This is a genomic window from Streptomyces sp. NPDC048751, from assembly GCF_043198595.1.
In the GTDB taxonomy this organism is placed as follows: Bacteria; Actinomycetota; Actinomycetes; order Streptomycetales; family Streptomycetaceae; genus Streptomyces.
In genome coordinates, this window is sequence record NZ_JBICUX010000032.1 from 14,892 (window position 1) to 39,411 (window position 24,520).

Below are 24,520 nucleotides of genomic sequence, written 5' to 3' on the forward strand. Positions count from 1 at the left end.
GGAAGTGTCAGCCGGTCCGCGCCGTCTCGTCGGCCCGAACACCCAGGCGGGAGGCGGTGACTTCGACTCGAATGCGCCCCCGGTACGCTCCCCGAAAACGCCCTTCGCGCCCTCAACTCCCATGGTGGGAGCGGTAATCCCATACGAAGGGAAGGGTCTGTTTTCGGCCAAATCGAGGGCATGCGGCGATCGTCGAGGCGGGCGCGCGCACGCTCCGTGCACGCTCCGTACATGCCCTGCGCCACGCGACGGGCGCGCAGCCCGGGAGGCGAAACGCACCTCCCGGACCGGTCCGCCGCCCGCGGGGATGTAGGCGGCGGTGTCCCCCAGCCCACCGGATCCAGTACAGCGGGCCGACCCACGCACGGCCCATGGAACCGCTCCCCCGGTGGCCGGAGAAGAGCGCACGGCCGGGCGCACAGCCACACAACGGGAGCACGCGGCAACCGTGCGTAGGTGAGTCCGTACTTCAGTACGGACCACAATCCCGCCATCCGGAAGAATGCCCCTTAACGCTTGGGATGCGGCGAACTACGCTGGGTTTACGAATGCCGCGTGGTTATGCCAGCGCGGCAGCCGTCTGTGTCGAGGGGTGGCGCATGTCCAGGGAGCAACGCGGGCCGAACGAAAAACTCGGCGCCGTTCTCGCCCTCGCGGGAATCAGCAACGCCGGACTCGCGCGACGCGTCAACGATCTTGGCGCTCAACGCGGGTTGACGCTTCGCTACGACAAGACGTCCGTGGCGCGCTGGGTGTCGAAGGGCATGGTGCCGCAGGGCGCCGCTCCCCACCTCATCGCGGCCGCCATCGGCCAGAAGCTCGGCCGGCCGGTGCCCCTGCACGAGATCGGCCTGGCGGACGCGGACCCCGCTCCGGAAGTGGGCCTCGCCTTCCCGCGGGACGTCGGACAGGCCGTGCGGTCGGCGACCGAGCTGTACCGGCTCGACCTCGCCGGGCGCCGCGCCGGTTCCGGCGGCATCTGGCAGTCGCTGGCCGGGTCGTTCGCAGTGAGCGCATACGCAACGCCCGCCTCACGATGGCTGATAACCCCGGCCGACAGCTCGGTGGCACGTGAGGTGAACCTCTCCGAGGACTCCGGCGCACCGCTCAAAGTCGGCCACAGCGATGTGCAGAAGCTGCGGGAGGCCGCCGAGGACGCCAGGCGCTGGGACTCCAAGTACGGGGGCGGCGACTGGCGTTCGTCGATGGTGCCGGAGTGCCTGCGGGTCGAGGCCGCGCCCCTGCTGCTCGGCTCCTACTCCGACGAGGTCGGCCGGGCCCTGTTCGGGGCGAGCGCCGAACTCACCCGCCTGGCCGGATGGATGGCCTTCGACACGGGCCAGCAGGAGGCCGCGCAGAGGTACTACATCCAGGCACTGCGCCTCGCGCGCGCCGCCGCCGACGTCCCCCTCGGGGGGTACGTGCTCGCCTCCATGTCGCTGCAGGCGACGTACCGCGGGTTCGGCGACGAAGGCGTCGACCTCGCGCAGGCCGCCCTGGAGCGCAACCGGGGACTGGCCACGGCCCGCACGATGAGCTTCTTCCGGCTGGTCGAGGCACGCGCGCACGCGCGCGCCGGTGACGCCCCCGCGGCCGGCGCGGCCCTGAAGGCGTCCGAGGGCTGGCTGGAGCGGTCCCGTGAGGGCGACAACGACCCGTCGTGGCTGGGGTTCTACGGCTACGACCGGTTCGCCGCCGACGCGGCGGAGTGCTACCGGGACCTGAAGGCGCCCCGGCAGGTGCGGAGGTTCACGGAGCAGGCGCTGTCGAAGCCGACGGAGGAATTCGTGCGGTCGCACGGATTACGGCTCGTCGTCTCGGCGGTGGCCGAGCTGGAGTCCGGCAATCTCGACGCGGCGTGCGAGCAGGGCGTGCGGGCGGTGGAGGTGGCCGGGCGGATCTCCTCGGCGCGGACCACGGAGTACGTGAAGGATCTTCTCCATCGGTTGGAGCCGTACGGGGACGAGCCGCGGGTGGTGGAGCTGCGGGAACGGGCTCGGCCGCTCCTCGTGGCTCCGGCGTAGCACCCTGAGGGAAGCTGCACTCGCCTTGGTTTGAACGCGCTGTCAGTGGCGCAGTGCACTATCGGAGGCGGGAGGTGGTGCAGGTGCGGGTCGGTGCGTACGACTGTGACGTGCTGGTGATCGGTGGGGGGATCGTCGGGCTGTCCACCGCGTTCGCGATCACTCGGGCCGCGCCGGGGACGCGGGTGACGGTGCTGGAGAAGGAGCCGGGGGTGGCCCGGCACCAGACGGGGCGCAACAGCGGGGTGATCCACAGCGGGATCTACTACCGGCCGGGGTCGCTCAAGGCGCGGTACGCGGTGCGGGGCGCCGCCGAGATGATCAAGTTCTGTGCGGAGTACGGCATCGCGCACGCCGTCACCGGGAAGCTGATCGTCGCGACCGAGCGGGAGGAGCTGCCCCGCCTGCACGCGCTCGTGCAGCGCGGCCGGGAGAACGGGATCCCGGTGCGGGAGCTGGGCGCGGCGCAGATCGGGGAGTACGAGCCGGAGGTGCGCGGCCTCGCGGCGATCCACGTGGGGACGACGGGGATCTGCGACTTCGTCGGGGTCGCCCGGCAGCTGGGCGAGGCGTCGGGGGCGGAGATCCGGTACGGCGCCCGGGTCGAGCGGATCGACCGGCGCCCCGACCGGGGCGTCGCGGTGCGGACCACGAACGGGGATGTCATACGGGGCCGGGTGCTGGTGAACTGCGCCGGGCTGTACTGCGACGAGATCGCCCGGATGACCGGGGACGAGCCCGGGGTGCGGATCGTGCCGTTCCGGGGGGAGTACTACGAGCTGGCACGGCCCGAGCTGGTGCGGGGACTGGTGTATCCGGTGCCCGATCCGGCGTTCCCCTTCCTCGGGGTGCATCTCACGCGCGGGATCGACGGCGGCGTCCACGTCGGCCCCAACGCCGTGCCGGCGCTGGCCCGGGAGGGGTACGGGTGGGGGGTCGTACGCCCGGGCGAGGTCGCGACGACGGTCGCGTGGCCCGGAGTGTGGCGGATGGCACGGCGGCACTGGCGGTACGGAGCGGGTGAGCTGCGGCGGTCGGTGTCGAAGGCGGCGTTCACGCGGGCGGTGCGCAGACTGCTGCCCGCGACGGGGGAGAGCGACCTGGTGCGGACCGCGGCCGGAGTGCGCGCTCAGGCGGTGCTGCGGGACGGGGGACTCGTGGACGACTTCCTGATCCGGGAGGGCGCGCGGGCGGTCCACGTCCTGAACGCGCCGTCCCCCGCGGCGACCGCCTCGCTGCCGATCGGGCGGGAGGTTGCCCGGCGGGCGCTGACCGTGCTGGGGTCGGCGTAAGGCCACAGCCAAAGCTCCAGCCCCACCAGTCCCAGTCCCACCGCCCGCCACACCCAGTCCCATGCCACCGGCCCCAGCCTCATGGCCCCCGGCCGCCGTGACCGACGGCATGCTTCCCGCACAAGTGAGCCCCGTAAAATCGAGTGCACTGTGTCTGACTCCCTCAACACCCCCGAAGCCCCTCAGCCCGCCCCCGGCGAGCAGCACCCGCACGGCCCCGGTGTCTCCGTCCGGCACAGCCGGGCCAAGGGTGAGCCCCGGTTCCCGGACGGGCCCAGGGCCGATCCCGCCGGATCGCACTTCGAGCGGCGGATCCGGAGTTTCCAGCCGCGCCGCAGCCGGGTGACCGCGGGGCAGGCGGACGCGTTGCAGCGGCTGTGGCCCAAGTGGGGGCTCGACATCGACGGGCAGCGGGTCATCGACCTGGGTGAGCTGTTCGCCAACGACAACCCCGTCGTGCTGGAGATCGGGTTCGGCATGGGTGAGGCCACCGCGCGGATGGCCGCCGCGGACCCGGGCACGAACGTCCTCGCCGTGGACGTCCACACCCCGGGGCAGGGCAACCTGCTCAACCTCGCCGACCAGGGCGGGCTGTCCAACGTCCGCGTCGGCAACGGCGACGCCATCATCCTGCTGCGCGAGATGCTCGCCCCGGACGCGCTGGACGGGCTGCGCGTCTACTTCCCCGACCCCTGGCCCAAGAAGCGCCACCACAAGCGGCGCCTGATCCAGCCGGAGTTCCTGAGCCTCGCCGCGACCCGGCTGAAGCCGGGGGCGGTCCTGCACTGCGCGACCGACTGGGAGCCGTACGCCGAGCAGATGCTCGAGGTGCTCACCGCGCACCCGGACTTCGAGAACACACAGGCAGACGGCGGTTTCGCGCCACGTCCGGAGTTCCGGCCACTGACCCGTTTCGAGGGCCAGGGACTGGACAAAGGTCATGTCGTGAACGATCTGCTCTTCCGCCGCGTACAGCACCGCAAGCCGAACGCGGCTCGGCTCTCCCAGCCCGATCCGCACCACCTGTCCCCCACCGAGCCCCCCGCCGGCGGCTGACGAACGCGCACCGTCGCGGGCGGCGCGCTGCCTCGTTAGGGTCGATGCCGTGGCCACCTGTCCCCCGTACCCGACGCATCCCGACGGTCCCGCCGCTGGGGGCGTGCTCCGGCACGCGCACTGGTGGCAGCGGAAGTCGGTGCGCTACGGGGCGCTCGTCACCCTCCTCGCCCTCTCCGGGCTCGTCATCCTCGCGCTCGTGCGCGAACAGACCGGCACGGAGGGGTTCCTGGTCGGGCTCGGGCTCGCCCTCCTGCCCGTTCCGCTGCTCGTCGCGGCGTTCCGGTGGCTCGACCGGGTGGAGCCCGGCCCCTGGTACAACCTGCTGTTCTCCTTCGCCTGGGGCGCCTGCGCGGCCGCGCTGATAGCGATCGTGGCGAACAGTTTCGCGACGAGATGGATAGCCACGGCCACCGCCGACCCGTCCAGCGCGGACACCCTCGGTGCGACCGTCATAGCCCCGGTCGTCGAGGAGTCGGCCAAGGCCGCCGCCGTGTTACTCGTCTTCCTGTTCCGGCGGCGGGACTTCACCGGAATCGTCGACGGGGTCGTCATCGCCGGGATCACCGCGACCGGGTTCGCGTTCACCGAGAACATCCTCTACCTCGGCACGGCCTTCGGCACCGACCAGCTCACCGGCGACAGCGGCATCGCCTCGGTGACGGCGGCGACGTTCTTCGTACGCGTCATCATGTCGCCCTTCGCGCACCCCCTCTTCACCGTCCTGACCGGCATCGGCTTCGGCGCCGCCGCGCTCGCCGGGGAGCGTCAGCATGTGCGGCGGGTGGCGCTGCCGGTGCTTGGACTGCTGCTGGCGATGGGCATGCACGCGTTCTGGAACGGCTCGTCGTCCTTCGGCGAGTACGGGTTCTTCGCGGTGTACGGGGCGTTCATGGTGCCCGCGTTCGGGCTGCTGACGTGGCTGGTCGTCTGGACGCGGCAGCGGGAGCTGAGGACCGTGCGGGAGGAGCTGCCCGCCTACGCCTCCGCGGGATGGCTGACGCCGGCCGAGCCGTTCGCCCTCGGCTCGATGCGGGCACGGCGGCTGGCCCGCGAGTACGCGCGGCGCCACCACGGCAGGCCCGCTGCGCGGGCGGTGGCGCAGTACGAGGCGTACGCGACGTCCCTGGCGTTCCTGCGGCGCCGGGGGAACCGTGGCAAGGCGGGGGCCGACTTCGTCGTACGGGAGGCGGAGTTGCTGCGGGAGCTGTGGGGGCGGCGCGACGTGGCGCGGCCCGCGCTGGACCACGCGGCACGGGTGACCGCGCCGCCGGTGCCGGTGGTCGCGCCGCCCTGGCCGGTCCACGGGGTGTACGGGTACGGGTACGGACAGGGCCCCGGGGCGGGGTACGAGCATCCGGCGGCGCCTTACCCCGCGTACAACCCCTACCGCTCGTAGCGGGCGGCGGAGGCAGGGGCCACAGGCGGTTCGGCACCGCCGGACAAGGGGGACGTGCCTACGGCACTAGGCCGAAGCCGCTGTCAGCTTCGCCACCTCCTGCTCCGTCAGCCGCAGTTCCGCCACGCCCACCAGCGCCGGCAGTTGCTCGACGGTGCGCGCGGAGGCGATCGGCGCCGCGACGGTCGGCTGGGCGGCGAGCCAGGCGAGGGCGACGGTGGCGATCGGGGCGTCGTGGGCCTGGGCGATCTCGTCGAGGGCGGTGAGGACCTTGATGCCGCGCTCGGACTCGAGGTGCTTGGCGGCCCCCGCGGCGCGCACGCTGTCCACGGTCTTGCCGGGCCGGTACTTGCCGGTGAGGAAGCCGGAGGCGAGCGCGTAGTACGGGACGGCGGCCAGGCCCGCACGGGAGGCGAGGTCGCTCAGCTCGCCCTCGTAGGTGTCGCGGGAGACGAGGTTGTAATGGGGCTGCAGCGCGACGTACCGGGCGAGGCCCTCGCGGTCGGAGAACTCCAGGGACTCGCGGAGGCGTTCGGGCGAGATGTTGGAGGCGGCGATGTGCCGCACCTTGCCCGCCCGCACCAGCTCGTCGAGGGCGCCGATGATCTCCTCGACGGGCACCTCGGGCCGGTCGAAGTGCGTGTAGTAGAGGTCGATGTAGTCGGTGTCCAGGCGGCGCAGCGAGGCATCGGCGGCGGCCTTGATGTTGGCCGCGCTCAGGCCCTGGTAGTCGGGGTGCTGGCTGACCTTTGTGGCGATGACGACGTCGGAGCGGTTGCCACGGGCCTTGACCCACTTGCCGATGACGGTCTCGGACTCCCCGCCCGAGTTGCCCTCGGCCCACGCCGAGTAGGCGTCGGCGGTGTCGACGAAGTTGCCGCCGGCCGCCGTGTAGGCGTCGAGGACGTCGAAGGAGGTGGCCTCGTCCGCGGTCCAGCCGAAGACGTTGCCGCCGAGGGCGAGCGGGAAGACCTCGAGGTCGGAGGAACCGAGCTTACGGAGAGATGAGGAAGTCATGCTCTGTGTCAACGCGTTGACGGGAGGCACGCATTCCGCGCCTCCCGTCAACGGTTCGTAAACATCCGGGAGACCTCACCGACTCCCGGAAGCTTTCGTCAGGGGTTGATCCCCTTGCTGCGCAGCCACGCCGACGGGTCGATGCCCGTGCTGCTGCCCCCCGGGTGGACCTCCAGGTGGAGGTGGGCGCCGGTGACGTTGCCGGTGGCGCCGACACGGCCGATGACGTCGCCCGTGCCGACCTTCTGGCCGACGCTGACGTTGATGGAGGACTGGTGGCAGAACCACAGCTCCGTACCGTCGTCGAGGGTCAGGATCGTGCGGTAGCCGTAGGAGCCGGCCCAGCCCGCCTCGGTGATGGTGCCGCTGTGGATCGCCTTGATGAGCGTGCCGGTGGGCGCCGCGAAGTCGAGGCCGGTGTGGTAGCCGGAGGACCAGTAGGAGCCGGCCTGACCGAAGGTCGAGGTGATGGTGTACGAGGAGGTCGGCAGCGTGTACTCCTTGGCCAGCTCGGCCAGGCGCTCGGCCTCGGCCTTGCGCTGCTTCTCCTCCTCCGCCTTCTTCTTCGCGGCCTCGGCCTTGGCCTTGGCCTCCTGCTCCGCCTTCGCGACGGCGTCGGAGGCGGCCTTGGCGGCAGCGGCCTCGGCGGCGGCCTGGGCCTTGCTCTCCAGCTGGCCCTGCTGCGACTCGGCCTGGGCCATGATGCGGCTGCGCAGCGACTCACCGGCGTCGGCGGCGCTCTGGGTGGTGGTTTCGGTGTCCGCGCCGACGCTGCTGAGGGCGTCCGCCGCGTCCTGGGCGGCGTCCGCGGTGTCGTCCGTCAGGAGCGAGCCGACGGAGGGCAGGTCGGGCATGGAGATGGAGACCGGCGGCTTGCCGGTGTTGGCGCTGGCCATGCCGCCCGCGCCGACGGCGGCGATGACGCCGACGCCCAGGACGGTGGAGCTGCGGGCGAGCCCGCCACGCTGCTTGGCGACACGGTGCCGGCCACGTACCGGGCGAATGGACTCCGCGGTGGGATTCCACTCCTCCCAGGGGCCCTCGTCGGTGCGGTAGTCGCCGTAACCGAAGGTCTCGGTGCTGCGGCGGCTCGGCGCGTGCGGAGCCTCGGGGGCAGGCGGGTTGGACGCCACGAAGGCGTGCTCCTTTCCTTCCGTGACGCCTACCGGGTTAGCTGACGGGTTCGGAGCGGGAAGGTCTCCTACGCGCGTATACCGGCCGTGAGTCCACGGCGGCATCCACGTGATTCACCCCAAGGTGGTGGTTCCCCGGTTCCCTTGCGGGATTCGGCGCTTGAGCACGGAGCCGTCTCTTGTGACGGCTGGGACGACCGCGCTGCGTTATCGAACGTTAATAGACACGGGGTCAGGTTTCCAAGCCGTTCGGCTTGATCATTAACATTTTCGCCCTGGACTTACGTCCCATGAGCGGTGAAAAACGGGCGAGTTGACCACGCGGCGTCCCGGCACGCCGCGAACGGGGCCGCTGTTCTGCAAACACACCGATGGCCGGGATTCGTGAGAATCCCGGCCATCGGCCTCCAGTAGCGGGGACAGGATTTGAACCTGCGACCTCTGGGTTATGAGCCCAGCGAGCTACCGAGCTGCTCCACCCCGCGTCGGTGATTCCAGTGTACGGCATCCGCGGGGTGCGAAGCACACGGGTATTCCGGTGACGGGAAATCAGCCGAGCAGGTGGCGGTTCGGAGCCATGGCCCGCTCCGCGAACTCCGGCACCACGACGACCTCGACACCGCCCGCCACCAGCACGCCCGTGCCGTCGGCGCCCTCGACGAAGGTGTCCGGCTCACGCCAGGCCGTGACGACCCGCCGGATCCCCGCGTCGAGGATCAGCCGGGCGCAGGGCGCGGGCCGGGAGGCGCGGCGGGCGCAGGGTTCGAGGCTGCTGTAGACGGTGGCGGACGCGAGCCCGGGGTCGGCCGGGTCGATCTTCGCGAGGGCCGCCTCCTCCGCGTGCACGACGGGATCGCCGCCCTCCCGGGAGTGCCCGCGCGCCAGCTCGGTCCCGTCGGCCGCCACGACCACCGCGCCCACGCTGAAGGCGCTCTCCGACGGCGGACACAGCTCCGCGAGGTGACAGGCGAGGGCGAGCCAGTGCCGGTCGGCGGGGGAGGCCGGCCCCGCGCCGCCGGGTGCCGTCGGCTCGTAGCGCATCAGTACGACGTCCTCGATCTGCCGGGTCTCCACGAGCCGCAGTCGTCCGCCCTGGTAGGCGCCGGGCCCGAACAGTCGGGGCGCCCGGGGGTCGCCCACGAAGAGCGGCGCGAGGACGAGCTGGAGTTCGTCGGCGAGTTCCTGCTGGAGCAGCTGGGTGTGGACGGTTCCGCCGCCCTCGACCATGAGCCGTCGCACCCCGCGTACGTCATGGAGGTGTTCCAGGATCCCGCGCCAGTCGAGCTCGCCGCCGAGCGCCACGACATCGGCGCCGGCGTCGATACCGGCCCGCCGGGCCCGTTCCGCGCCCTTGTCCGTGGTGTACAGGACCTTTTCCCCGCCCGTGTGCCAGAACTGCGCCGCCGGGTCCAGCTCGCCCGAGCCGCTGACCGTGACCTTCAGCGGGAACTCGGGCTTCCCCGCGGCGACACGGGCCGCGCGCCGCTCGGGCGAGTTGACCAGCAGCCGGGGGTTGTCGGCGCGGATCGTGCCGGCGCCGATCAGGATGGCGTCGACGGAGGCCCGTACCTCGTCGACCCGGTCGAAGTCGGCCGGGCTGGAGAGCAGGAGCCGCTCGGGGCCGGTGTCGTCCAGGTGGCCGTCGAGGGAGACCGCGGCGGACAGCAGGACGTAAGGGAGAGGCATCTACGCACTCCATCGTGGGACGGGAGCATCCGGGGACAGGGGCACCGTGGACGGGGGCATCCAGGTCTTGGTTCAAGTTTGAAACAAACTTACACTGGTCGCATGACGACCCGCTGGCTCACCCCTGAGGAGCAGCGCGCCTGGCGCGCGTACATCGCCGCCACCATGCTCCTGGAGGACGCGCTCGACCGGCAGCTCCAGCAGGAGGCCGGGATGCCGCACATCTACTACTCCATCCTGGCCACCCTGTCCGAGACACCGGAACACCGGCTGCGGATGACGGACCTCGCCGAGCAGCTGAAGATCACCCGCAGCCGGCTGACGTACGCGGTGGCCCGCCTGGAGAAGGACGGTCTGCTACGGCGTGAGGGGTGCACGTCGGACCGCCGCGGCAGCCTCGCGGCGCTGACCGAGGAGGGGCTCGCCGTGCTGGAGCGGGCGGCGCCGGGACACGTGGAGACGGTTCGCGCCCACATCTTCGATCACCTCAGCCCCGAGCAGGTGGCACAGCTGGAGGAGATCTTCACCGGGATCACGAAGGGGCTCGTCGGCGAGGGGCCGGGGGACGGTCAGGGGGACCTGCCGTGGCTGCGGCGTTCCTCCACAGGGTGTGCGGGAACGGAATGAGCCCGACGCCTGAAACGTGAGGCGCACGCCACAAAGCAGTTGCTTCAAATTTCAAGCAGGGGTAGGGTCCCGGTTCGAGGCTGTGCTTCAAATCTGAAGCAGAACCTGGACCGATCAGCGATGCACCCGACCCCGGAGGCCCGCATGCCCGCATTCCCCGCCGCCACCACGCGCTCCCGCGTCCGGGTACCGCTGCGCTTCCAGGACGGCTACGGCGTCGACGCCGAACTGGTCACCTTCCACGGTCTGACCGACGGCCAGGAACACGTGGCCGTCGTCCTCGGCGAGCCGGGCCCCGTCCCGCTGGTCCGGCTGCACTCCGAGTGCCTGACCGGCGACGTGTTCGGCTCCGCCCGCTGCGACTGCGGCCCGCAGCTGCGCGAGGCGGTCGAGCGGATCGCGGAGCGCGGCGGCGTCCTGCTGTACCTCCGCCAGGAGGGCCGCGGCATCGGCCTCTACAACAAGCTCGACGCGTACGCCCTCCAGGACCAGGGCCTCGACACCTACGCGGCCAACGCCGCCCTCGGCCTGCCGGAGGACGCCCGCGACTACACGGCGGCGGCGCAGATGCTGGACGCCCTGGGCATCACCGGCCTGGACCTGCTCTCCAACAACCCCGACAAGGCCGACCAGTTGCGCACCCTGGGCGTCGACGTCCGCGACCGCGTCCCCACCGGCGTCTTCGCCACCCCGGACAACGTCCGCTACCTCCGCGCGAAGGTCCTCCAGACCCAGCACACGCTGCCGCTGACGGAACTGCCGGTGGCGGCGCCGCTGACGGAACTGAGCGTGGGCTGAGTCCGGGGCTGCTCGAACCTTCCCGGCACCGGTGCTCCTGCTCGTACCGGTGCCGTGCCGGGGCCGGGTCCGGAGCCGTGGGAGTGCCGCCTACGAACGGTTCGCAGCGCCCCCGTGGCCGTCCTCGAGCGCCATGTAGAGGCGGGTGCCGCCCGGCCTGAAGCCGACCCGCTCGTAGACCTGGCGGGACCCCTCACCCGAGTATTCGAGCCACACCGATCGTGCCCCGCCCGCGAACAGGGCTTCCGCCAGCGCCGCGGTCACGGAGCCGGCGACACCGCGGCCACGGAAGGCGGGCCGGGTGCCGACGCCGGCCAGCTCCGAGGTGCCCACGGCGGGCGCGGAACAGGTTCCCGCGCCGGCGCAGCCGCCGTCGGAATCCCGTACGAACCGCACCGCTCCCCCGCTCTCCTGGATGCGGCGCAGTCGGGCGGCCCCCTCCTCCGACGCTGCGAACGCGCTGTCGAACGCCTCGGACAGAGCGGCGTCGATCGCCGCGTAGTCCGCGTCCGTACCCGGCGTCTCGACGAGGAGGCCGGTCCGCGACGGCGGCGGCGTGAGGGTGGCCGGCGTGCAGACCAGGTACGTGTGCACCGCTTCCGTGGTGAACCCCGCCGCCCGCAGGGCGGGTTCGACCTCGGGTGCGGCGTCCGGCGCGAACTCGAGACGGGGCTTGAGCCCGCGTGCGCGGAACGCCTCGATCAGCGCCGCGACATCGTCACCGCTCGGACGGGCACCGGGCTCGGGAGTGGCGTAGTTGAGGTACGGGCTGGTGGTCGACGGGTCGAGCCCCAGAACGAAGGACGCGACGTCGACCACCGCGGGGCGGCGACGGAGGTTGCTGACGGCGAAGGCCTGGACGTCGGTGTGCTGGACGTCGACGTGCTGAGCGTCGACGTGCTGAGCGTTGTTGCCCATGGTGAAGTGACCTCACGTTGAAGTGGTGTGTGGCGTGGCGGTGTGGGACACCGCGACGTCGGGCCGCCGTGAGGAGAGCGGAACGGCACTGAGCGGAGAGAAAGGTTCCGTTCAGTCCCGACGGCGGCCGCTGCGGGGCGCCGCATCCATTGGCTTCAGTCCTTCACCATGAGGGGGTGTGCACCTGCTGCTGGGGCACTCGGGGCCAGCTTATCCCCAGTGCTCAACTGTGCGCCCTCGCAAGGAGATAGGGGTCACGCCGAAGCACCTCGCGGCTGCCGAGAAGCGTGCCGACGGCCAACCCGAGTCCGGGCAGCAGCAGCGCGGCACCGACCCACACCACCCCGGGCAGGGCGTCCGCATGCCTGATGGGCAACCCGAGAAGCTCGCTGAGCGGACCGACGAGCGCGACGGAGAGCCCGGCACCGACAACCGCGCCGACCACTCCGGCCACCCCACCGGACAGCACGGCCTCGCCGAGCAGGATCCGCCGCAACTCCGGCCGCCCGGACCCGAGAATGCGCAGGACAGCGAACTGCCCGACCCGCGCCCGCGCACTGTCCGCGGCCCGCACGACACCGAGCCCGACCGCCCCCAGCGCCAGCACCAGCACCCCGACCCGCATCGCGAGATCCGCCACCCCGAACAGACCGGGCAGGTTGCGGACCCGGTCGGACACCGGCGAGGCCGCGAAGCCGTCGTCCTGCAACGCCTCGGTGACGTCGGCCACCTCCCGCTGATGCCGCACCACGACGACAGCGGACTGTGCGCCCTCCCGCTCCCGGAACACGCTCGGCTCCTGCCCGGCCCGAGCAGCCGCCAGAAGCGCGGCGGTCTCCTCCGACAGATAGGCGACGCCGGGCCCGTCGGCCTGCCAACTCGGGTCGTACAGAGCGACGACCCTCAGCTTCAGCACCGCGGTGGTCCCCGACGCGCTCCCCGTCGCCTTCGTGTACCCGAACCGAACGGACCGCCCGACCAGCGCACCGAAGTCGGTCCCCTGCGCTTCGGCGGGAAGCACGACTTCGTCCGCCCCGAGCTCCGTCGGCACCTCCCCTTTCACAACCGGCAGATCATCCCCGGGCGTCAACGTGTGACTGCCCAGGTCATACGTCCCCTCCTCCTCGGCATACAGCACCGCCGAATAATCCGCGACGACCCGCCGAACCCCCGCCACCCCCGCCGCATCCCGCAACGCCGAGTCGGTCAGCGGTCGAACCGACGCATCCCCCTCGAACGCCGAAATTTCCACCTGCGTCAGTCCACCCGCCCGCAACACATCCCGCTCCACGGCCCCGGCAGCACCCCCCGCCACCCCTGCGGACATGGTCAACAGCGCGGCCAACACACTGAGCGCAGGCAAGGCCCGCCGCAATGAACGCCCGTCCCGAGTCCAGGTGTAGAAACTCCAACGACTCATCCGAGGGTCTCCTTGCGACTGTTCTGACGCGCACTCAGCACACCGGCGTCGAGCACGTACCGCTGATCGCACCTCGCCGCGACCCCGGAGTCATGCGTGACTAGCAACACAGCCGCCCCCCGCTCGGTACACGACCGCAGGGAGCCCATGACAGCGTCGGCGGTCTTCGCATCAAGCCCCGAGGTCGGCTCATCGGCCAGAACGAGCACCGGTTGCTTCACGGCCGCCCTGGCGACGGCAATACGTTGTCGCTGTCCCCCGGAGAGCTCCGTTACGGGCGAGTCGGCCAACTCCCCCATCCCGAGCTCAGCGAGCAACGCACGAGCCGCCGTACGGTGCCGGCCGAGCCGGGGCCCGAACGCCGCGGCGACGTTCTCCCAGGCGTTGAGGAACGTCAACAGCCCCAGATCCTGCAACACGATCCCGATCGACCGCCGCCGCAACAGATCCCGCTCCCCGGCACCGAGCCCACCGGTGTCCGTACCACCGACACACAGCACCCCTGCCCCCGGCGAGAGAACCAACCCGAGCAAAGCAAGCAACGTGCTCTTCCCCGACCCCGAAGGGCCCCCGACCGCAGCCATCACTCCCGCGTCGAGAGTGAGATCCGCACGGTCGACACCGCCACCGGACGCGTATCTGAAGGAGAGGCCCTCGGCGACGAGAGCGGGTGGGGAGGCGGTGTTCATACGGGCGATGCCCTCCTGAAGCGGGATACGGGGGTTCGGACTCAGGCGAGGAGGTAGTACGCGGCTCTGGTGGCGTCCGCGGAGGCGGCATCGCCGGGCTCGGCGGCGTACAGGTCGGGGAACTCTGCGTCGCGGTAGCGCTCCAGCAGCGCGGGAAGCTCGTCCCACAACGTCTGCGGAATGCTCTGGTCGGACGCGAGAGCAGCCTGGACCGCGTCGGAGGCGGTCGGCAGGTCCCCTTCTCGCAGGGCCTGCCGGGCCTGTGCGACGAGGTCGGTTCCCTCAGTGAGCCGTTCGGCCTGGGTGGTACAGCCCGCGTCTGCGAGCACCACCACGATGCGCAGCGAACGGGGAGAGAGGGCGCCTGCCTCGCCCCTGGGCCGTTCGACAGAGGTGCGTCGGCAGCCCAGACCGAACTCGGCGCGGGCTGCCATGGCGCCGTACCAACTGCGCTGGTTCTCCGCGGTCAGGCGTGCCGGCACCCTCAGTTCGGCTGCCTCCTTCGCGCCCTTCTCGGCCTGGGGTCCGCAGGCCAGGGACAGCCGGTGGCAGGTCATGGCGAGCAGGAGCCGGTCGGACGGATCGAGGCCGGGGCCCGAGCCCAGTCGCCTGAGCCGTTTCGTCAGCCAGTCGGGAGCGCGCTGCTGTTGTGCGCTCGCGGTGAGGGCTCGCGCGGCGTTGTACGTGGCGGTGAGCGTGCCCAGCTGGATCGGCGACTTGGCGACGAGGCCGTCGGGCCGGATGCTGCTCACGGGCGCGGGAAGCGCCAAGGTCGATCCGGTGGCACCGAGGGTGAGGGCACGTCGGACCAGCCATCGCGTCTGGGTGTCGGAGTCCTTCAAGGCCGGCGACAGACAGGTACGGGTCTGTTGCGTCAGCTGCCCGTGCAACAGAGAAAGAGCAGCTCGCTGAATGGGGTCAAGCCTGGCGCAGTCGGCCTCCAGGAGCTCATCGGCGTCGCGGAGGGCCCGGGTGGCGTGGGCGCGCACCCCGACCGCCCGCAGCGCCTCGACGGCGTAGAGCGCTGGTACGGGCTGGTCCGCACTGGCGGTGTCAGCCGCGAGGTGGTCCAGGCCGGCGCGGGAGACCTCGTCGTCGCGGCCCAGGCAGGTCAGGGTCTGGAGGAAGGCGGCACGTGTGGCGAGCGAGGTCAGTGCATCGTCCTCTTCGTCCGGCGCGCGCAGGTACGCCAGCGCTTCGCTCTCCGCCCGCTTGCGAAGCCCCGCCCGCTCAAGAACAGTCACCGGGTCGGTCCTCTTGGAGCCCGTGGTCGACAGGCACACGTAGTGCGCCTGCCAGGCGGGGGTGTCCAGGCTGTCGGTGCGGGCGAGATCCGCCAGAGTCGTCGAGCGGACCTCGGGCACTGGCGCGGGCGTTCCGTGGCCCTTGTGGAGGGCGGCCTCCAAACGCCCGTACGCCGTCGGATACAGCGCGGGGTCCCGCCCGACATCGGCACGGGTCGCTCGTACCAGGTCGTTCGCTCCACGCAAGGCGTCCAGTTGCTCGGCCAGGTCGCCGCCCGGCCGGTGGGGCCGGTCCACCGTCCCGCCGCTGAGCATCGAGACGCCCAGGGCGGTCGCCGCGATCGCCGCCGTCGCGGCCGCGAGCACCTGGCCACGGCGGCCCCGGTCCCCTTGGAGGAGGCTGTCCTTCATGCGGCGGCTCATCAGTCAGTCGTTGGCGCAGGCCGAGGCGAAGGCTTTGACACCGGACTTGAAGGCGCCACCGTCGGAGCAGGTGGTGATGCTCGTGTTGAGCGAACCCCCGGGGTCGGCGATGCCGCTGATGTCGGCGATCCAGGTGTTCTCGTTGGTCCAGCTGACCTGGCGGGTGTTCTCGCTCACCATCGTGCCGCTCGGGCTCAGCGCGAGAGTGGCCTGCCAGCCGTTGGCCTTCACGGTCGCCGTGTTGGTGATCTTGCTGACCTTGTACTTCGCGCCGTGCTTCCTGGTCTTGGTGGACGTCTTGAAGGAGCACTTGTCGGTGTAGGCGCTGCACTGCCAGGCGTTGACCTCGACCTTCGCGCCGGTGCCGGGCAGCGACGTCGACGCGGAGTCGGAGATGGCCATGGTCGGCGCACCCGTCCCCACCAGCAGAGCTCCGACGAGTCCCGCGGTCAGCAGGATCTTCTTCACTTGTGTCTCCCCGTGCCTCGTGTCGCAGATGCGTAGTTCGCATATCCCCCAGCTAGGAACTGGATTGTATTTGTTACCCCAAAGCGCATGAATGACTGAAAAGCAGCGCATGCCTGGGCACGAGGGGAAGGATTGGGCCCGGCCCCGAGGCGCACCACTCCCCGAATCTGCGAGACAGAGCCTCACCGCAGGGACACCCTCGGCCAGTCCAGGGGCGCGTTCCAGCCACGCACAACTCGACCCCGTTCACGCCTACGTGGGACCGAGCGACCCGTTCCCGGTTGCCTGTTGCTGTCGGGGCCGTGGAGATTGCGGAAGTAGTGGGAGCTTCTTGGGGAGACCGGTCGGTAGCGGGGGAAGGGCTGCGCGGCTGTGATGTTGCTCCGGTTTCCTTCTGCTCACCCCCCATGCGAAAGGAACATCCATCCATGGCCGACGAGAGGGTGCTGGGCGCCCAGAGATTCATCAACGGCACGTACGGAGACGTGCCGGGTATCGGCAAGGTCGAGGAGACCGGGGTGGTGGACTGGCCGACGGTGTACGCGTTGGTCCGCGCCCTGCAGTACGAGCTGGGCATCACCGCGCTCTCGGACAACTTCGGGCCCACCACACTCGCAACGCTCACGTCCAAGTGGCCCACGATCGACGGGAGTTCCACGACCGTCCCGGCCAACGTCATCCGTATCGTCCAGGCCGCCCTGTGCTGCAAGGGCTACGACGGCGGCGACATCGACGGTGTGTACGGCGCCCGAGTCGCAGCCGCCGTAAGGCAGTTGAAGGCGGACGCGGGCCTCGACGAGCCGTATCCCGGGGACGCCGTCGTGCCGAAGTTGTTCAAGGCGCTGCTGAACAGGGACGCGTACACCTGCCAGGACGGCGGCAGCGGCACCGTGCGCGCGGCGCAGCGCTGGATGAACGCGACGTACGTCGGGCGGGCCAACTTCTTCGTCATCGCCTGCGACGGCCGCTACTCACGGGACGTGCAGCGGGCGCTGATGTACGCCGTGCAGTACGAGATCGGTATGACCGACGACGTGGCCAACGGTGTCTTCGGTCCCGGGACACAGAGCGGGGTCAGGTCCGCCACTCTCTCCGTCGGGTCGACCGGCGCCTGGGTGCGGCTGTTCTCGGCCGCGATGGCGTTCAACCAGCGCCGGGGAATCACCTTCACAGACACGTTCGACGCGCGGCTCGCCGGACGGGTGGCCTCCTTCCAGGAGTTCGCGCGGCTTCCCCTCACCGCCAAGGGCGACTTCACCACCTGGGCGTCCCTGCTGGTGTCCACCGGCGACACCTCACGCAAAGGCACCGCCTCGGACTGTTCCACGGAGGTCACGGACACCCGGGCCAAGGAGCTCGCCGCCGCCGGGTACCAGGTGGTCGGGCGGTACCTGTCGAACGTGCCCGGCACCACCCTCGACAAGATGATCAAGCCCGGCGAGCTGAGGACCCTGGCCGCGAACGGGCTGCGCTGCTTCCCGATCTACCAGACCAACGGTGCCGCCGCGAGCTACTTCACCTCCGCGCAGGGCGCCTCGGACGCCGCCGACGCCCTGTACTGGGTGCGCTACCACGGCTTCCGCCCCGGCACCCGCATCTACTTCGCCGTCGACTACGACGCCGTGGACGCCGAGGTCACCACCGGCGTGCTCCCCTACTTCCGGGCCCTCAAGGCCGCGATCGACGCCGACGGCGCTGGCTACCTCACCGGTATCTACGGCGCGCGCGCCGTGTGCGCCCGGGTGGGCGCCGAGGGGCTCACCACCGCGAGCTTCGTCTCCGACATGTCCACCGCCTACACCGGCAACGTGGCCTCCCCGCTCCCCGACGACTGGGCCTTCGACCAGATCGCCACCGTCGACGTGGGCACCGGCGAGGGCGCGATCCAGATCGACAAGAACATCGCGTCCGGCCGCGACGTCGGCCAGATCACGTATGCCCCCCCCGGCCGTAGCGACCGACCTCGACGTCCGCTTCGACACGTCACGACGAGCGGTCGCCCTCACGGACGTAGGGCTCTACCTGCGCTCCTGGGGACTCCCGGAGCGGGGGGCCGGCGACCCGACGCCCACGTCCACGACGGTGACCTCCGGCGCCGACAGCACGACCAACGCCTTCGACACCCTCCTCGCGTACGACGCCGTCCTGACCGACCTGGCCCGCACCCTGCGCATGCGCAAGGCCCTCATCGCCACGAGCGTGCTGTGGTCGGTGCGCACGGGGACGACGCTCTCGCCGCACACCACCATCGCCGCCCGCAACTACTGCGTCCAGCAACGCATCCTGCGCGGCCCGCTCCTCGACGCCTCCGACTCCGCCGACGTCCGCGCGGTCCGCCAGAAGACCCGCGACGACGACAAGTTCCGTATCAACAGCACCGCTTACGCCCTCATCAAGGCCGCCCACGACCTGGGCCTGCCCCGCCCCGGCCTCGCCGACACGGCGGAGAGCACCCGTCGGCTCCTGGGCGACTTCCTCGGCTCGGGCGGCCTGGACGGATCGACCCAGCTGGGCCTGTACCAGGTCCTGGAGAAGCACTACGCGCCCCTGCGCGGCACGGGCCGCTGACGGACGCGGGAAGCACCGGAGAGGAACAGAGCACCCATGGCAGCAACGCGACGACACTTCCTGCGCTCGGCGGTCACCACGGCGGTCGCGGCGGGCGCGGTCGCCGGTACGACGGCACCTGCGGCCTTCGCCGCCGACAAGGCGACGTCGGCGGACCCGGCAGGCTCGACGGACAGCCCCCCCGTCTCCGCCAACGGCTGGCCGATCGCCACGACACCCCCCAACGCCGACGGCAGCATCTGGACCTGCCCGGTACCCGGCGCCGGCTTCGGCATCGACCTCGCGATCGGCGACGCGGAGACGATCCTCGTCCACGTCGTCCGCCGCTTCCACTACGAGATCGAGGCGCTGCGCGACGGGGACGTGATCGGCTACCGCCCTCCGGCGCAGACAAAGGGCTACGACACGAACCACGCGTCGGGCACAGCCGTCGACATCCGGCCCGACTCCTACCCGGCGGGCGCCCGGGGCGGCTTCTTCGCCCCCCAGCTCGCCGTGATCCGCGACCTCCTCACCGACTGCGAGGGCGTGGTGAAGTGGGGCGGCGACTTCCCGACGCCCGACGAGAGCCACTTCCAGATCGACGTCCCGCCCACCTCCCCGAAGGTGAAGCAGGTCGCCGACAAGATCCGCACCTGGAACGCGACCCCCGGCAAGGGCGCCGGAGTTCTCGTTCTCTGACCCCGGTGTCCTTAAGTGTCTTCGGTCTCCTGCTCGTCCAGTACGGGCAGCCGCATGCCCCGTGACTCGGCAACGCGCAGGGCATCGCTCAGGCACTCGGCGATCCGGATGCCGGCGTAACGGACCTCGGTGTACGACGACGAGGGGTCGTCCAGCAGCGGGCGGGCGAGGCCCAGCACGTCGGCGGCCGTGGCGAGTTGCATGGCCTCCAGGTCGTCGGCGAGACGGGACACGTACCCGCCGCCGCTGTCCGTCACCAGGTAGCAGGGCTTGCCGTCGGGGGACAGCCAAGGGAGGAGGCGCTTCATCAGGCGGCCACCTCCTGAGCACCGATCAGGAGGTAGGGGCGGACGAGGGCGGAGTCGGCGCCGTCGAGGGGAGCGGCGAGACCGTAGGGGGAGCGGTGGTGGGGCAGGTGGGTGTGGTGCCGCACGACCGTGACGTGCAGGCACAGTCGGGGGCGGAGGTGCCTGTGCGTACGGCGCCGTTTGCCCGTGCCCGGGCCGAGTAGAAGGCGCAGCGATTCGAGGGTGCGGCGGATAAGGTCGTGCATGTCGACGCTCCTGAGTAAGCGTTGGCCGTGCCCCGGGAGGTCTAGCCACCTCGCCGGGGTGTTTCATCTCGTGAAAGCTATATCGGGCTATAGCCCTCTGCATACAAGTAGAGAGGGATCCACTCGATCGTGGAACTCCCTGTCCCTCTACGTTGGACATATGAGCGATGCAGAAGAGCCAGAGGCCGTCCTGGACCCAATGAGCGCGAGACCGCTCTATGCCCAGTTGGCCGACGTCATCGCTGGGAAGATCGCGGCCGGGGAGCTGGCCCCGGACCGGCCGATCCCCTCGGAGAACCACCTCGCCGACGAGTACGGCGTGGCACGACTCACCGCGCGGCGCGCCGCACAGGAGCTTCGCGAACGCGGCCTGATCGTCACCGTGCGCGGTAAGGGCTCCTTCGTCGTCGAGCAACCACCCAGCGCCCGCCCCGAATCGGGCGAACCCCACGTGTGAGAGCCTGGAACCGAGCCCGATCACGTGGCTCCCGGACGATGGGTGCCGTACCCGGCGTGCGACAAGACGGCCCGTAGGAGGGCTGTCATGTCGTGGTTGGTTCTGGCCGTCTCGGGCGTACTGGAAGCCGTGTGGGCCACCGCCCTGGGCAAGTCCGCAGGCCTCAGCCGCCTCGGCCCGACCCTGGTCTTCGCCACTGCCTTGACCGCGAGCATGGCCGGACTGGCCTACGCGATGCGGGACCTCCCCGTCGGGACCGCGTACGCGGTGTGGGTCGGCATCGGCGCGGTGCTCACGATCCTCTACGCGATGGCCGGCGGACGGCAGCCGGTGACCGCACCGCAGGTGCTGTTCCTGACGCTGATCGTCGGCAGCGTCATCGGGCTCAAGCTCACGCACTGAGCGAGTTCAGGAGTGCGGCGCCGCGTTCGGCGTCATCCACGCTCACGGCGAAGTCCTTGCCCCGGGCCCGGATGACGAGGCACTCACCACCGCGCAGCATCACGGTGGTCCCCAGGCCACTCAGTCGATAGCCCCAGCCACCCACCTGCACTGGTGTGCGCCGCTCGACGCGAGCCGACTCGATGTCCTCGACAGCCCAGTGCCGCGTCGGCCAGCCGAACGGCCCGAAGGACACTTCCAGCCCCCTCTCATCGACCCGCGCCTGCACGGAGGCACAGCCCAGCACCAGGACCGAGGCGAGCGCGAACGATGCCGTCAGGGCCAGCCCTGGACGCAGGCTCACCAGATCACCGACGGCGGCCGCACCGGCGGCCAGAGTCAGAAGGCCCGTGACGGCCGAGGTCGCGTGAAGCCACGGGTTGGAAGTACGGGATAACCACACCAGCCGCTGCCCTTCAGGGATGTCCGTGCTCGGTCCGTTCGTCCACCAAGAATGCGCAACGCTCGCGGTACCAGGCAACAGTCCCATCACGATGCGTAACGGGAACCTCAGCTTCCTGTGGCTCGTCCTTCTCCCGAGAAGGGGGATCCCATGACCAAGGATCTGACAATCGGCGAGCAGATTGTGCTGCTCGCACTGGACGAAGAGACAGGCACCCTGCGCGAAGCGCCGCTGCGGGTGTCCCTGGCGGTTTCGGCGGCCGCCTTGCTGGAGTTGAGCTCCTCCAGGTATCTGACGGAGCGTGACGGCGCACTCGTCGTCTCCGGCGCGTCGACTCCGGTGGATCCGGCGGCCGCGGCCATGACCGAGCACGTGCGGAGCCATCCCGAGGAGACGCCCCGGGAGTGGCTGCTGGCCGTACGCGAGCAGGCACTCGACGCGGCGTACCGGGGGCTGTTGGAGAAGGGACTGGTACGGGAGCAGGGACGACGGGTCCTCGGCGCCTTCGGATCGGTGAAGCACCCGGTCACGGACCTGCCAGAACTCGCGGCGCTGCGAGGGCGTCTCACAGCCGTCGTCGCGCAGGGCCAGGACCCCGATGAGCGCACGGCGGCGCTCATCACCGTGCTGCACCACGCGGGCCTCCAGACCGTCCTGCCGCATGGCCCCGGGGCGGAGGCACGCGATGACCGTCTGAGCGCGATCGCCGAGGGGCAGGGCAAGGCCGCGGCACTCGGAGACACGATCCGCACCACGGTCGCCGCTCTCACCGCGGTCATCGCCTCGTCCGCCCTGTAGGGAAAGCGCTGCCCTAGGCGCCGGCGGGCCCGGAGCGGCAGCCGGAGGCGGGGGCAGGGCGGCCGTCCGACGGGGCGGCCGCCCGCTCGCCATGAGACCCACCTGACACGGACACACCCCCGGCTCGTTCCTGCTGTGAGCTGGGGGTGATGCGGTAGGCCCTGTGGGACTCGAACCCACAACCAATGGATTAAAAGTCCACTGCTCTGCCAATTGAGCTAAGGGCCCTGGCGGTGTTGCGTGATGTTGCCTCCACGAGCATAGCGGGACGCGGCCGTGTCTCCGATCGGGTATCCGGAGACACGGCCGCGCCGGGTGGCTGGATGAGGCCGGGAGTGTCGGGGAGTGTCAGGGATCGACCGGTTCGGGGGCGCCCGCGCGGGCCGCCTCGCGGGCGCGGGTACGTTCGTGGTCGGGGTTGAGGAACCAGTGGCGGGCCGACGCCTGCCACCAGGTCGCGGCGAAGCCGAGGACGGCGAGGACGGCGATCGGCGCGTAGTTGAAGGTCTCCCAGGTGACCGGGGACACCTGCGGAAGCATGAACAGGACCGTGATCACGCCGACCCAGCCCACCGACACCACACCGATCACCCCGGACCACCGGCCCAGGTGCCACGGGCCCCGCTCGAACGCCGCGCCCTTGCGCACCCGCAGCAGCGTCGGGATGACGTACGCGATGTAGAGGCCGATCACCGCGATGGAGGTGACCGCCGCGTACGCGGTGACATCGATCAGGTACGGCAGACCCAGCACCAGCGCACCGCCCGCCGCCAGCCACACCGCCGCGACGGGGGTGCGGGTGCGCGGGCTGACCGTGTGCCAGACGTGGGAGAGCGGGAGGGCGCCGTCGCGGGAGAAGGCGTAGATCATGCGGCTGTTGGCCGTCACCGACGCCATCCCGCAGAACAGCTGAGCCCCGATCACCACCAGCAACAGCAACTTGCCGGCCGTCGCGCCCAGCGCGTCGAGCAGGATCTGCGCGGGCGGCGCGCCGGTCGGGGAGGCGAGGGCGCCGTCGTAGGACTGGATCGCGAACGTGAAGCCCAGCAGCAGCACGAAGCCCGCTATCCACGACGTCCAGATCGAACGCACGATCCCCTTCGGGCCGGCCGTGGACGCGTCGTGCGTCTCCTCCGTCATATGGGCGGAGGCGTCGTAGCCGGTGAACGTGTACTGCGCCATCAGCAGGCCCAACAGCACTACGTACACCCCGCTGCCCCAGCCCGTGTTGTTCACGAACTCGCCGAAGACGAAGGACGCCGACTGGTGGTGGTCCGGTACGAAGGTCAGCGCGCCGACGATCAACGCCACGCCCAGGACGTGCCACCACACGCTCACGCTGTTCAGCAGGCCGACGATCCGGACGCCGAAGGTGTTGAGCAGGCCGTGCACCACCAGGATCGCCGCGAAGAGCAGCACCGTCCGGCCGGGCGTCACCTCGAAGTCGAACTGGAGGTTCAGGTACGCGCCCAGGAAGGACGCGGCGCCGAAGTCGACGCCCGCCGTCACCGCCACCTGGCCCAGCACGTTGAACCAGCCCGTGAACCAGGCCCAGGCCGCCGCCGTACGCGGGGGCGCGAGGCGGTGCGCCCAGAAGTACAGACCCGCCGACGTCGGGTAGGCCGAACAGATCTCGGCCATCGACAGGCCGACGAAGAGCGTCATCAGGCCGACCGCCACCCAGCCCCAGGTGATCACGGCGGGGCCGCCCGTGTTCATCCCGAACAGGTACAGCGTCAGACACCCCGACAGGACCGAGATGATCGTGAAGGAGACCGCGTAGTTGGAGAACGCCGACATGCGGCGGGCGAGAACCTGCGTGTAACCGAGCTGGGCCAGCCGTTCCTCGTCAGACAGCCCACTCACTCTGGCGTCATCTGTCATGTCCCCAGCGATTCCCTCACCGGGGACGCGACATGCGCCACAGACCCATCGAATATGGCTGGAAAACGCCGGAAGGGCCCGTACGACCGGAGTCGTACGGGCCCTTCCGGGATCAGATCGTCAGCCGACGTCAGCCGTTGCGCTTCCAACGCGGCTTGTCCTCGCGGCGGCCGAAGGAGCCACCGCCGCGGTGGTCGTCACGACGGCCGTACGGACGGTCGTGACCGGGACGGTCGTGGCCGGGACGGTCGTGGCCGGGGCGGTCGTGGCCGCCGGAGCGGAAGCCCGGGCGGTCGTCACGACGGTCGCGGTTGAACGGACGGTCGCTGCCGCGGTGACCACCGCGGTCGTCGCGGCGGAAGCCGCCACGGTCGTCACGACGCTCGAACGAACGGCCACCACGGTCACCGTCACGGTCACGGTTGAACGGACGGCGCTCGTCACCGCGGTCGTCGCGGCGGAAGCCACCGCGGTCGTCACGACGCTCGAACGAACGGCCACCACGGTCACCGTCACGGTCACGGTTGAACGGACGGCGCTC

Annotated in this window: 27 protein-coding genes, 2 tRNA genes, 1 pseudogene and 2 riboswitches; of the genes and pseudogenes, 13 read left to right on the top strand and 17 right to left on the bottom strand. The window is 70.8% G+C overall.

The window, feature by feature from the left end; translation table 11 throughout:
- Positions 1-599: 599 nt before the first annotated feature.
- The 4 genes from ACGFNV_RS45725 (at position 600) to ACGFNV_RS45740 (ending at position 5,771) form a co-directional block, all read left to right on the top strand.
- Positions 600-2,024, top strand: a complete 1,425-nt coding sequence (locus tag ACGFNV_RS45725) for an MFS transporter (RefSeq protein WP_393631497.1) — start codon at positions 600-602, stop codon at positions 2,022-2,024.
- 83 nt (positions 2,025-2,107) lie between these two features.
- Positions 2,108-3,316, top strand: coding sequence for an L-2-hydroxyglutarate oxidase (gene lhgO / locus ACGFNV_RS45730; RefSeq protein WP_393631499.1), 1,209 nt, complete (start codon positions 2,108-2,110; stop codon positions 3,314-3,316).
- A 150-nt stretch (positions 3,317-3,466) separates the two neighbouring features.
- Positions 3,467-4,372 (top strand): tRNA (guanosine(46)-N7)-methyltransferase TrmB, encoded by a 906-nt coding sequence (trmB, locus tag ACGFNV_RS45735; RefSeq protein ID WP_393631501.1) that lies wholly within the window; start codon positions 3,467-3,469, stop codon positions 4,370-4,372.
- 49 nt (positions 4,373-4,421) lie between these two features.
- Positions 4,422-5,771 carry a PrsW family intramembrane metalloprotease gene (locus tag ACGFNV_RS45740; RefSeq protein ID WP_393631502.1) on the top strand — a complete coding sequence of 450 codons (1,350 nt, stop codon included), beginning with the start codon at positions 4,422-4,424 and terminating at the stop codon, positions 5,769-5,771.
- A gap of 66 nt (positions 5,772-5,837) precedes the next feature.
- Here ACGFNV_RS45740 and ACGFNV_RS45745 read toward each other — a convergent pair whose 3' ends face one another.
- From ACGFNV_RS45745 to ACGFNV_RS45760, 4 genes are all read right to left on the bottom strand, one after another.
- Positions 5,838-6,788, bottom strand: coding sequence for an aldo/keto reductase (locus ACGFNV_RS45745; RefSeq protein ID WP_393631504.1), 951 nt, complete (start codon positions 6,786-6,788; stop codon positions 5,838-5,840).
- Between the two features lie 98 nt (positions 6,789-6,886).
- The gene (locus ACGFNV_RS45750) at positions 6,887-7,921 is read right to left on the bottom strand and encodes a M23 family metallopeptidase (RefSeq protein WP_393631505.1); all 1,035 of its coding nucleotides are present in this window, start codon (positions 7,919-7,921) and stop codon (positions 6,887-6,889) included.
- An 11-nt stretch (positions 7,922-7,932) separates the two neighbouring features.
- A riboswitch (cyclic di-AMP (ydaO/yuaA leader) is annotated at positions 7,933-8,090 on the bottom strand.
- A gap of 242 nt (positions 8,091-8,332) precedes the next feature.
- Positions 8,333-8,406, bottom strand: a tRNA-Met gene (locus ACGFNV_RS45755).
- Positions 8,407-8,470: 64 nt separating this feature from the next.
- Positions 8,471-9,607, bottom strand: coding sequence for a dihydrofolate reductase family protein (locus ACGFNV_RS45760; RefSeq protein ID WP_393631506.1), 1,137 nt, complete (start codon positions 9,605-9,607; stop codon positions 8,471-8,473).
- Positions 9,608-9,709: 102 nt separating this feature from the next.
- Between ACGFNV_RS45760 and ACGFNV_RS45765 the strand changes: the two genes are divergently transcribed.
- Both ACGFNV_RS45765 and ribA read left to right on the top strand, forming a co-directional pair.
- A complete protein-coding gene (locus ACGFNV_RS45765) occupies positions 9,710-10,234 on the top strand; it encodes a MarR family winged helix-turn-helix transcriptional regulator (RefSeq protein WP_393631508.1) in 525 nt (174 codons plus the stop codon).
- Positions 10,235-10,378: 144 nt separating this feature from the next.
- A complete protein-coding gene (gene ribA / locus ACGFNV_RS45770) occupies positions 10,379-11,032 on the top strand; it encodes a GTP cyclohydrolase II (RefSeq protein WP_393631510.1) in 654 nt (217 codons plus the stop codon).
- Between the two features lie 90 nt (positions 11,033-11,122).
- Here the strand turns inward: ribA and ACGFNV_RS45775 are convergent, their stop codons facing one another.
- From ACGFNV_RS45775 to ACGFNV_RS45805, 7 genes are all read right to left on the bottom strand, one after another.
- Positions 11,123-11,950 (bottom strand): GNAT family N-acetyltransferase, encoded by an 828-nt coding sequence (locus tag ACGFNV_RS45775; RefSeq protein ID WP_393631512.1) that lies wholly within the window; start codon positions 11,948-11,950, stop codon positions 11,123-11,125.
- A 223-nt stretch (positions 11,951-12,173) separates the two neighbouring features.
- The gene (locus tag ACGFNV_RS45780; RefSeq protein ID WP_393631514.1) at positions 12,174-13,298 is read right to left on the bottom strand and encodes an FtsX-like permease family protein; all 1,125 of its coding nucleotides are present in this window, start codon (positions 13,296-13,298) and stop codon (positions 12,174-12,176) included.
- Positions 13,299-13,366: 68 nt separating this feature from the next.
- On the bottom strand, positions 13,367-14,059 hold the full coding sequence (locus tag ACGFNV_RS45785; protein WP_393631515.1) for an ABC transporter ATP-binding protein: 693 nt from the start codon (positions 14,057-14,059) through the stop codon (positions 13,367-13,369).
- Between the two features lie 41 nt (positions 14,060-14,100).
- Complete coding sequence (locus tag ACGFNV_RS45790; protein ID WP_393631516.1) at positions 14,101-15,714, bottom strand: hypothetical protein; 1,614 nt, start codon at positions 15,712-15,714, stop codon at positions 14,101-14,103.
- A 15-nt stretch (positions 15,715-15,729) separates the two neighbouring features.
- Complete coding sequence (locus ACGFNV_RS45795; RefSeq protein ID WP_393631517.1) at positions 15,730-16,194, bottom strand: hypothetical protein; 465 nt, start codon at positions 16,192-16,194, stop codon at positions 15,730-15,732.
- Between the two features lie 712 nt (positions 16,195-16,906).
- Positions 16,907-17,146: a hypothetical protein gene (locus ACGFNV_RS45800; RefSeq protein WP_393631518.1), complete on the bottom strand. Its 240-nt coding sequence runs from the start codon at positions 17,144-17,146 to the stop codon at positions 16,907-16,909.
- Positions 17,147-17,161: 15 nt separating this feature from the next.
- Positions 17,162-17,479, bottom strand: coding sequence for a hypothetical protein (locus ACGFNV_RS45805; RefSeq protein ID WP_393631519.1), 318 nt, complete (start codon positions 17,477-17,479; stop codon positions 17,162-17,164).
- Positions 17,480-17,594: 115 nt separating this feature from the next.
- On the opposite strand from ACGFNV_RS45805, the pseudogene ACGFNV_RS45810 reads away from it, so the two are divergent.
- A pseudogene (locus ACGFNV_RS45810) lies at positions 17,595-18,038 on the top strand (glycoside hydrolase domain-containing protein); the annotation flags it as partial.
- Here ACGFNV_RS45810 and ACGFNV_RS45815 read toward each other — a convergent pair.
- Entirely contained in the window at positions 17,990-18,127 is a 138-nt protein-coding gene (locus tag ACGFNV_RS45815; RefSeq protein ID WP_393631520.1) for a hypothetical protein, read from the bottom strand. The pseudogene ACGFNV_RS45810 and the gene ACGFNV_RS45815 sit on opposite strands and share 49 nt — an antisense overlap.
- A gap of 2 nt (positions 18,128-18,129) precedes the next feature.
- On the opposite strand from ACGFNV_RS45815, the gene ACGFNV_RS45820 reads away from it, so the two are divergent.
- On the top strand, positions 18,130-18,762 hold the full coding sequence (locus tag ACGFNV_RS45820; RefSeq protein ID WP_393631521.1) for a hypothetical protein: 633 nt from the start codon (positions 18,130-18,132) through the stop codon (positions 18,760-18,762).
- A 36-nt stretch (positions 18,763-18,798) separates the two neighbouring features.
- Positions 18,799-19,443, top strand: coding sequence for a M15 family metallopeptidase (locus tag ACGFNV_RS45825; RefSeq protein WP_393631522.1), 645 nt, complete (start codon positions 18,799-18,801; stop codon positions 19,441-19,443).
- Between the two features lie 11 nt (positions 19,444-19,454).
- Here ACGFNV_RS45825 and ACGFNV_RS45830 read toward each other — a convergent pair whose 3' ends face one another.
- Positions 19,455-19,751, bottom strand: coding sequence for a hypothetical protein (locus tag ACGFNV_RS45830; protein WP_393631524.1), 297 nt, complete (start codon positions 19,749-19,751; stop codon positions 19,455-19,457).
- Positions 19,751-19,996, bottom strand: a complete 246-nt coding sequence (locus tag ACGFNV_RS45835; protein ID WP_393631526.1) for a hypothetical protein — start codon at positions 19,994-19,996, stop codon at positions 19,751-19,753. Before ACGFNV_RS45835 ends, ACGFNV_RS45830 begins: the two co-directional genes overlap by 1 nt.
- A gap of 199 nt (positions 19,997-20,195) precedes the next feature.
- Here ACGFNV_RS45835 and ACGFNV_RS45840 point away from each other — a divergent pair, with 199 nt between their 5' ends.
- Positions 20,196-20,453 (top strand): GntR family transcriptional regulator, encoded by a 258-nt coding sequence (locus tag ACGFNV_RS45840; RefSeq protein ID WP_393631528.1) that lies wholly within the window; start codon positions 20,196-20,198, stop codon positions 20,451-20,453.
- 9 nt (positions 20,454-20,462) lie between these two features.
- Positions 20,463-20,529, top strand: a riboswitch (guanidine-III (ykkC-III) riboswitch).
- An 11-nt stretch (positions 20,530-20,540) separates the two neighbouring features.
- A complete protein-coding gene (locus ACGFNV_RS45845) occupies positions 20,541-20,855 on the top strand; it encodes a DMT family transporter (RefSeq protein ID WP_393631529.1) in 315 nt (104 codons plus the stop codon).
- Here the strand turns inward: ACGFNV_RS45845 and ACGFNV_RS45850 are convergent.
- Positions 20,845-21,387, bottom strand: coding sequence for a hypothetical protein (locus ACGFNV_RS45850; protein ID WP_393631530.1), 543 nt, complete (start codon positions 21,385-21,387; stop codon positions 20,845-20,847). The two genes, ACGFNV_RS45845 and ACGFNV_RS45850, sit on opposite strands and share 11 nt — an antisense overlap.
- A 60-nt stretch (positions 21,388-21,447) precedes the next feature.
- Between ACGFNV_RS45850 and ACGFNV_RS45855 the strand changes: the two genes are divergently transcribed.
- Positions 21,448-22,095, top strand: a complete 648-nt coding sequence (locus ACGFNV_RS45855) for a GPP34 family phosphoprotein (RefSeq protein ID WP_393631531.1) — start codon at positions 21,448-21,450, stop codon at positions 22,093-22,095.
- A 155-nt stretch (positions 22,096-22,250) separates the two neighbouring features.
- Here the strand turns inward: ACGFNV_RS45855 and ACGFNV_RS45860 are convergent.
- Positions 22,251-22,323: transfer RNA gene (locus ACGFNV_RS45860), tRNA-Lys, on the bottom strand.
- A gap of 120 nt (positions 22,324-22,443) precedes the next feature.
- Complete coding sequence (locus ACGFNV_RS45865; RefSeq protein WP_393631533.1) at positions 22,444-23,979, bottom strand: amino acid permease; 1,536 nt, start codon at positions 23,977-23,979, stop codon at positions 22,444-22,446.
- Positions 23,980-24,169: 190 nt separating this feature from the next.
- On the opposite strand from ACGFNV_RS45865, the gene ACGFNV_RS45870 reads away from it, so the two are divergent.
- Positions 24,170-24,520, top strand: a 351-nt coding sequence (locus tag ACGFNV_RS45870; protein ID WP_393631534.1) for a hypothetical protein, incomplete at its 3' end; no start/stop codon positions are given.

Bases quoted from the DNA above. Each gene is read 5' to 3' on its own strand.
- ACGFNV_RS45725 (WP_393631497.1), top strand. From the start codon at position 600: ATGTCCAGGGAGCAACGCGGGCCGAACGAAAAACTCGGCGCCGTTCTC.
- ACGFNV_RS45745 (WP_393631504.1), bottom strand. From the start codon at position 6,788: ATGACTTCCTCATCTCTCCGTAAGCTCGGTTCCTCCGACCTCGAGGTC.
- ACGFNV_RS45760 (WP_393631506.1), bottom strand. From the start codon at position 9,607: ATGCCTCTCCCTTACGTCCTGCTGTCCGCCGCGGTCTCCCTCGACGGC.
- ACGFNV_RS45765 (WP_393631508.1), top strand. From the start codon at position 9,710: ATGACGACCCGCTGGCTCACCCCTGAGGAGCAGCGCGCCTGGCGCGCG.
- ribA (WP_393631510.1), top strand. From the start codon at position 10,379: ATGCCCGCATTCCCCGCCGCCACCACGCGCTCCCGCGTCCGGGTACCG.
- ACGFNV_RS45775 (WP_393631512.1), bottom strand. From the start codon at position 11,950: ATGGGCAACAACGCTCAGCACGTCGACGCTCAGCACGTCGACGTCCAG.
- ACGFNV_RS45785 (WP_393631515.1), bottom strand. From the start codon at position 14,059: ATGAACACCGCCTCCCCACCCGCTCTCGTCGCCGAGGGCCTCTCCTTC.
- ACGFNV_RS45790 (WP_393631516.1), bottom strand. From the start codon at position 15,714: ATGAAGGACAGCCTCCTCCAAGGGGACCGGGGCCGCCGTGGCCAGGTG.
- ACGFNV_RS45800 (WP_393631518.1), bottom strand. From the start codon at position 17,146: ATGACGAAGAAGTTGGCCCGCCCGACGTACGTCGCGTTCATCCAGCGC.
- ACGFNV_RS45820 (WP_393631521.1), top strand. From the start codon at position 18,130: ATGCCCCCCCCGGCCGTAGCGACCGACCTCGACGTCCGCTTCGACACG.
- ACGFNV_RS45825 (WP_393631522.1), top strand. From the start codon at position 18,799: ATGGCAGCAACGCGACGACACTTCCTGCGCTCGGCGGTCACCACGGCG.
- ACGFNV_RS45830 (WP_393631524.1), bottom strand. From the start codon at position 19,751: ATGAAGCGCCTCCTCCCTTGGCTGTCCCCCGACGGCAAGCCCTGCTAC.
- ACGFNV_RS45835 (WP_393631526.1), bottom strand. From the start codon at position 19,996: ATGCACGACCTTATCCGCCGCACCCTCGAATCGCTGCGCCTTCTACTC.
- ACGFNV_RS45840 (WP_393631528.1), top strand. From the start codon at position 20,196: ATGAGCGCGAGACCGCTCTATGCCCAGTTGGCCGACGTCATCGCTGGG.
- ACGFNV_RS45845 (WP_393631529.1), top strand. From the start codon at position 20,541: ATGTCGTGGTTGGTTCTGGCCGTCTCGGGCGTACTGGAAGCCGTGTGG.
- ACGFNV_RS45855 (WP_393631531.1), top strand. From the start codon at position 21,448: ATGACCAAGGATCTGACAATCGGCGAGCAGATTGTGCTGCTCGCACTG.
- ACGFNV_RS45865 (WP_393631533.1), bottom strand. From the start codon at position 23,979: ATGACAGATGACGCCAGAGTGAGTGGGCTGTCTGACGAGGAACGGCTG.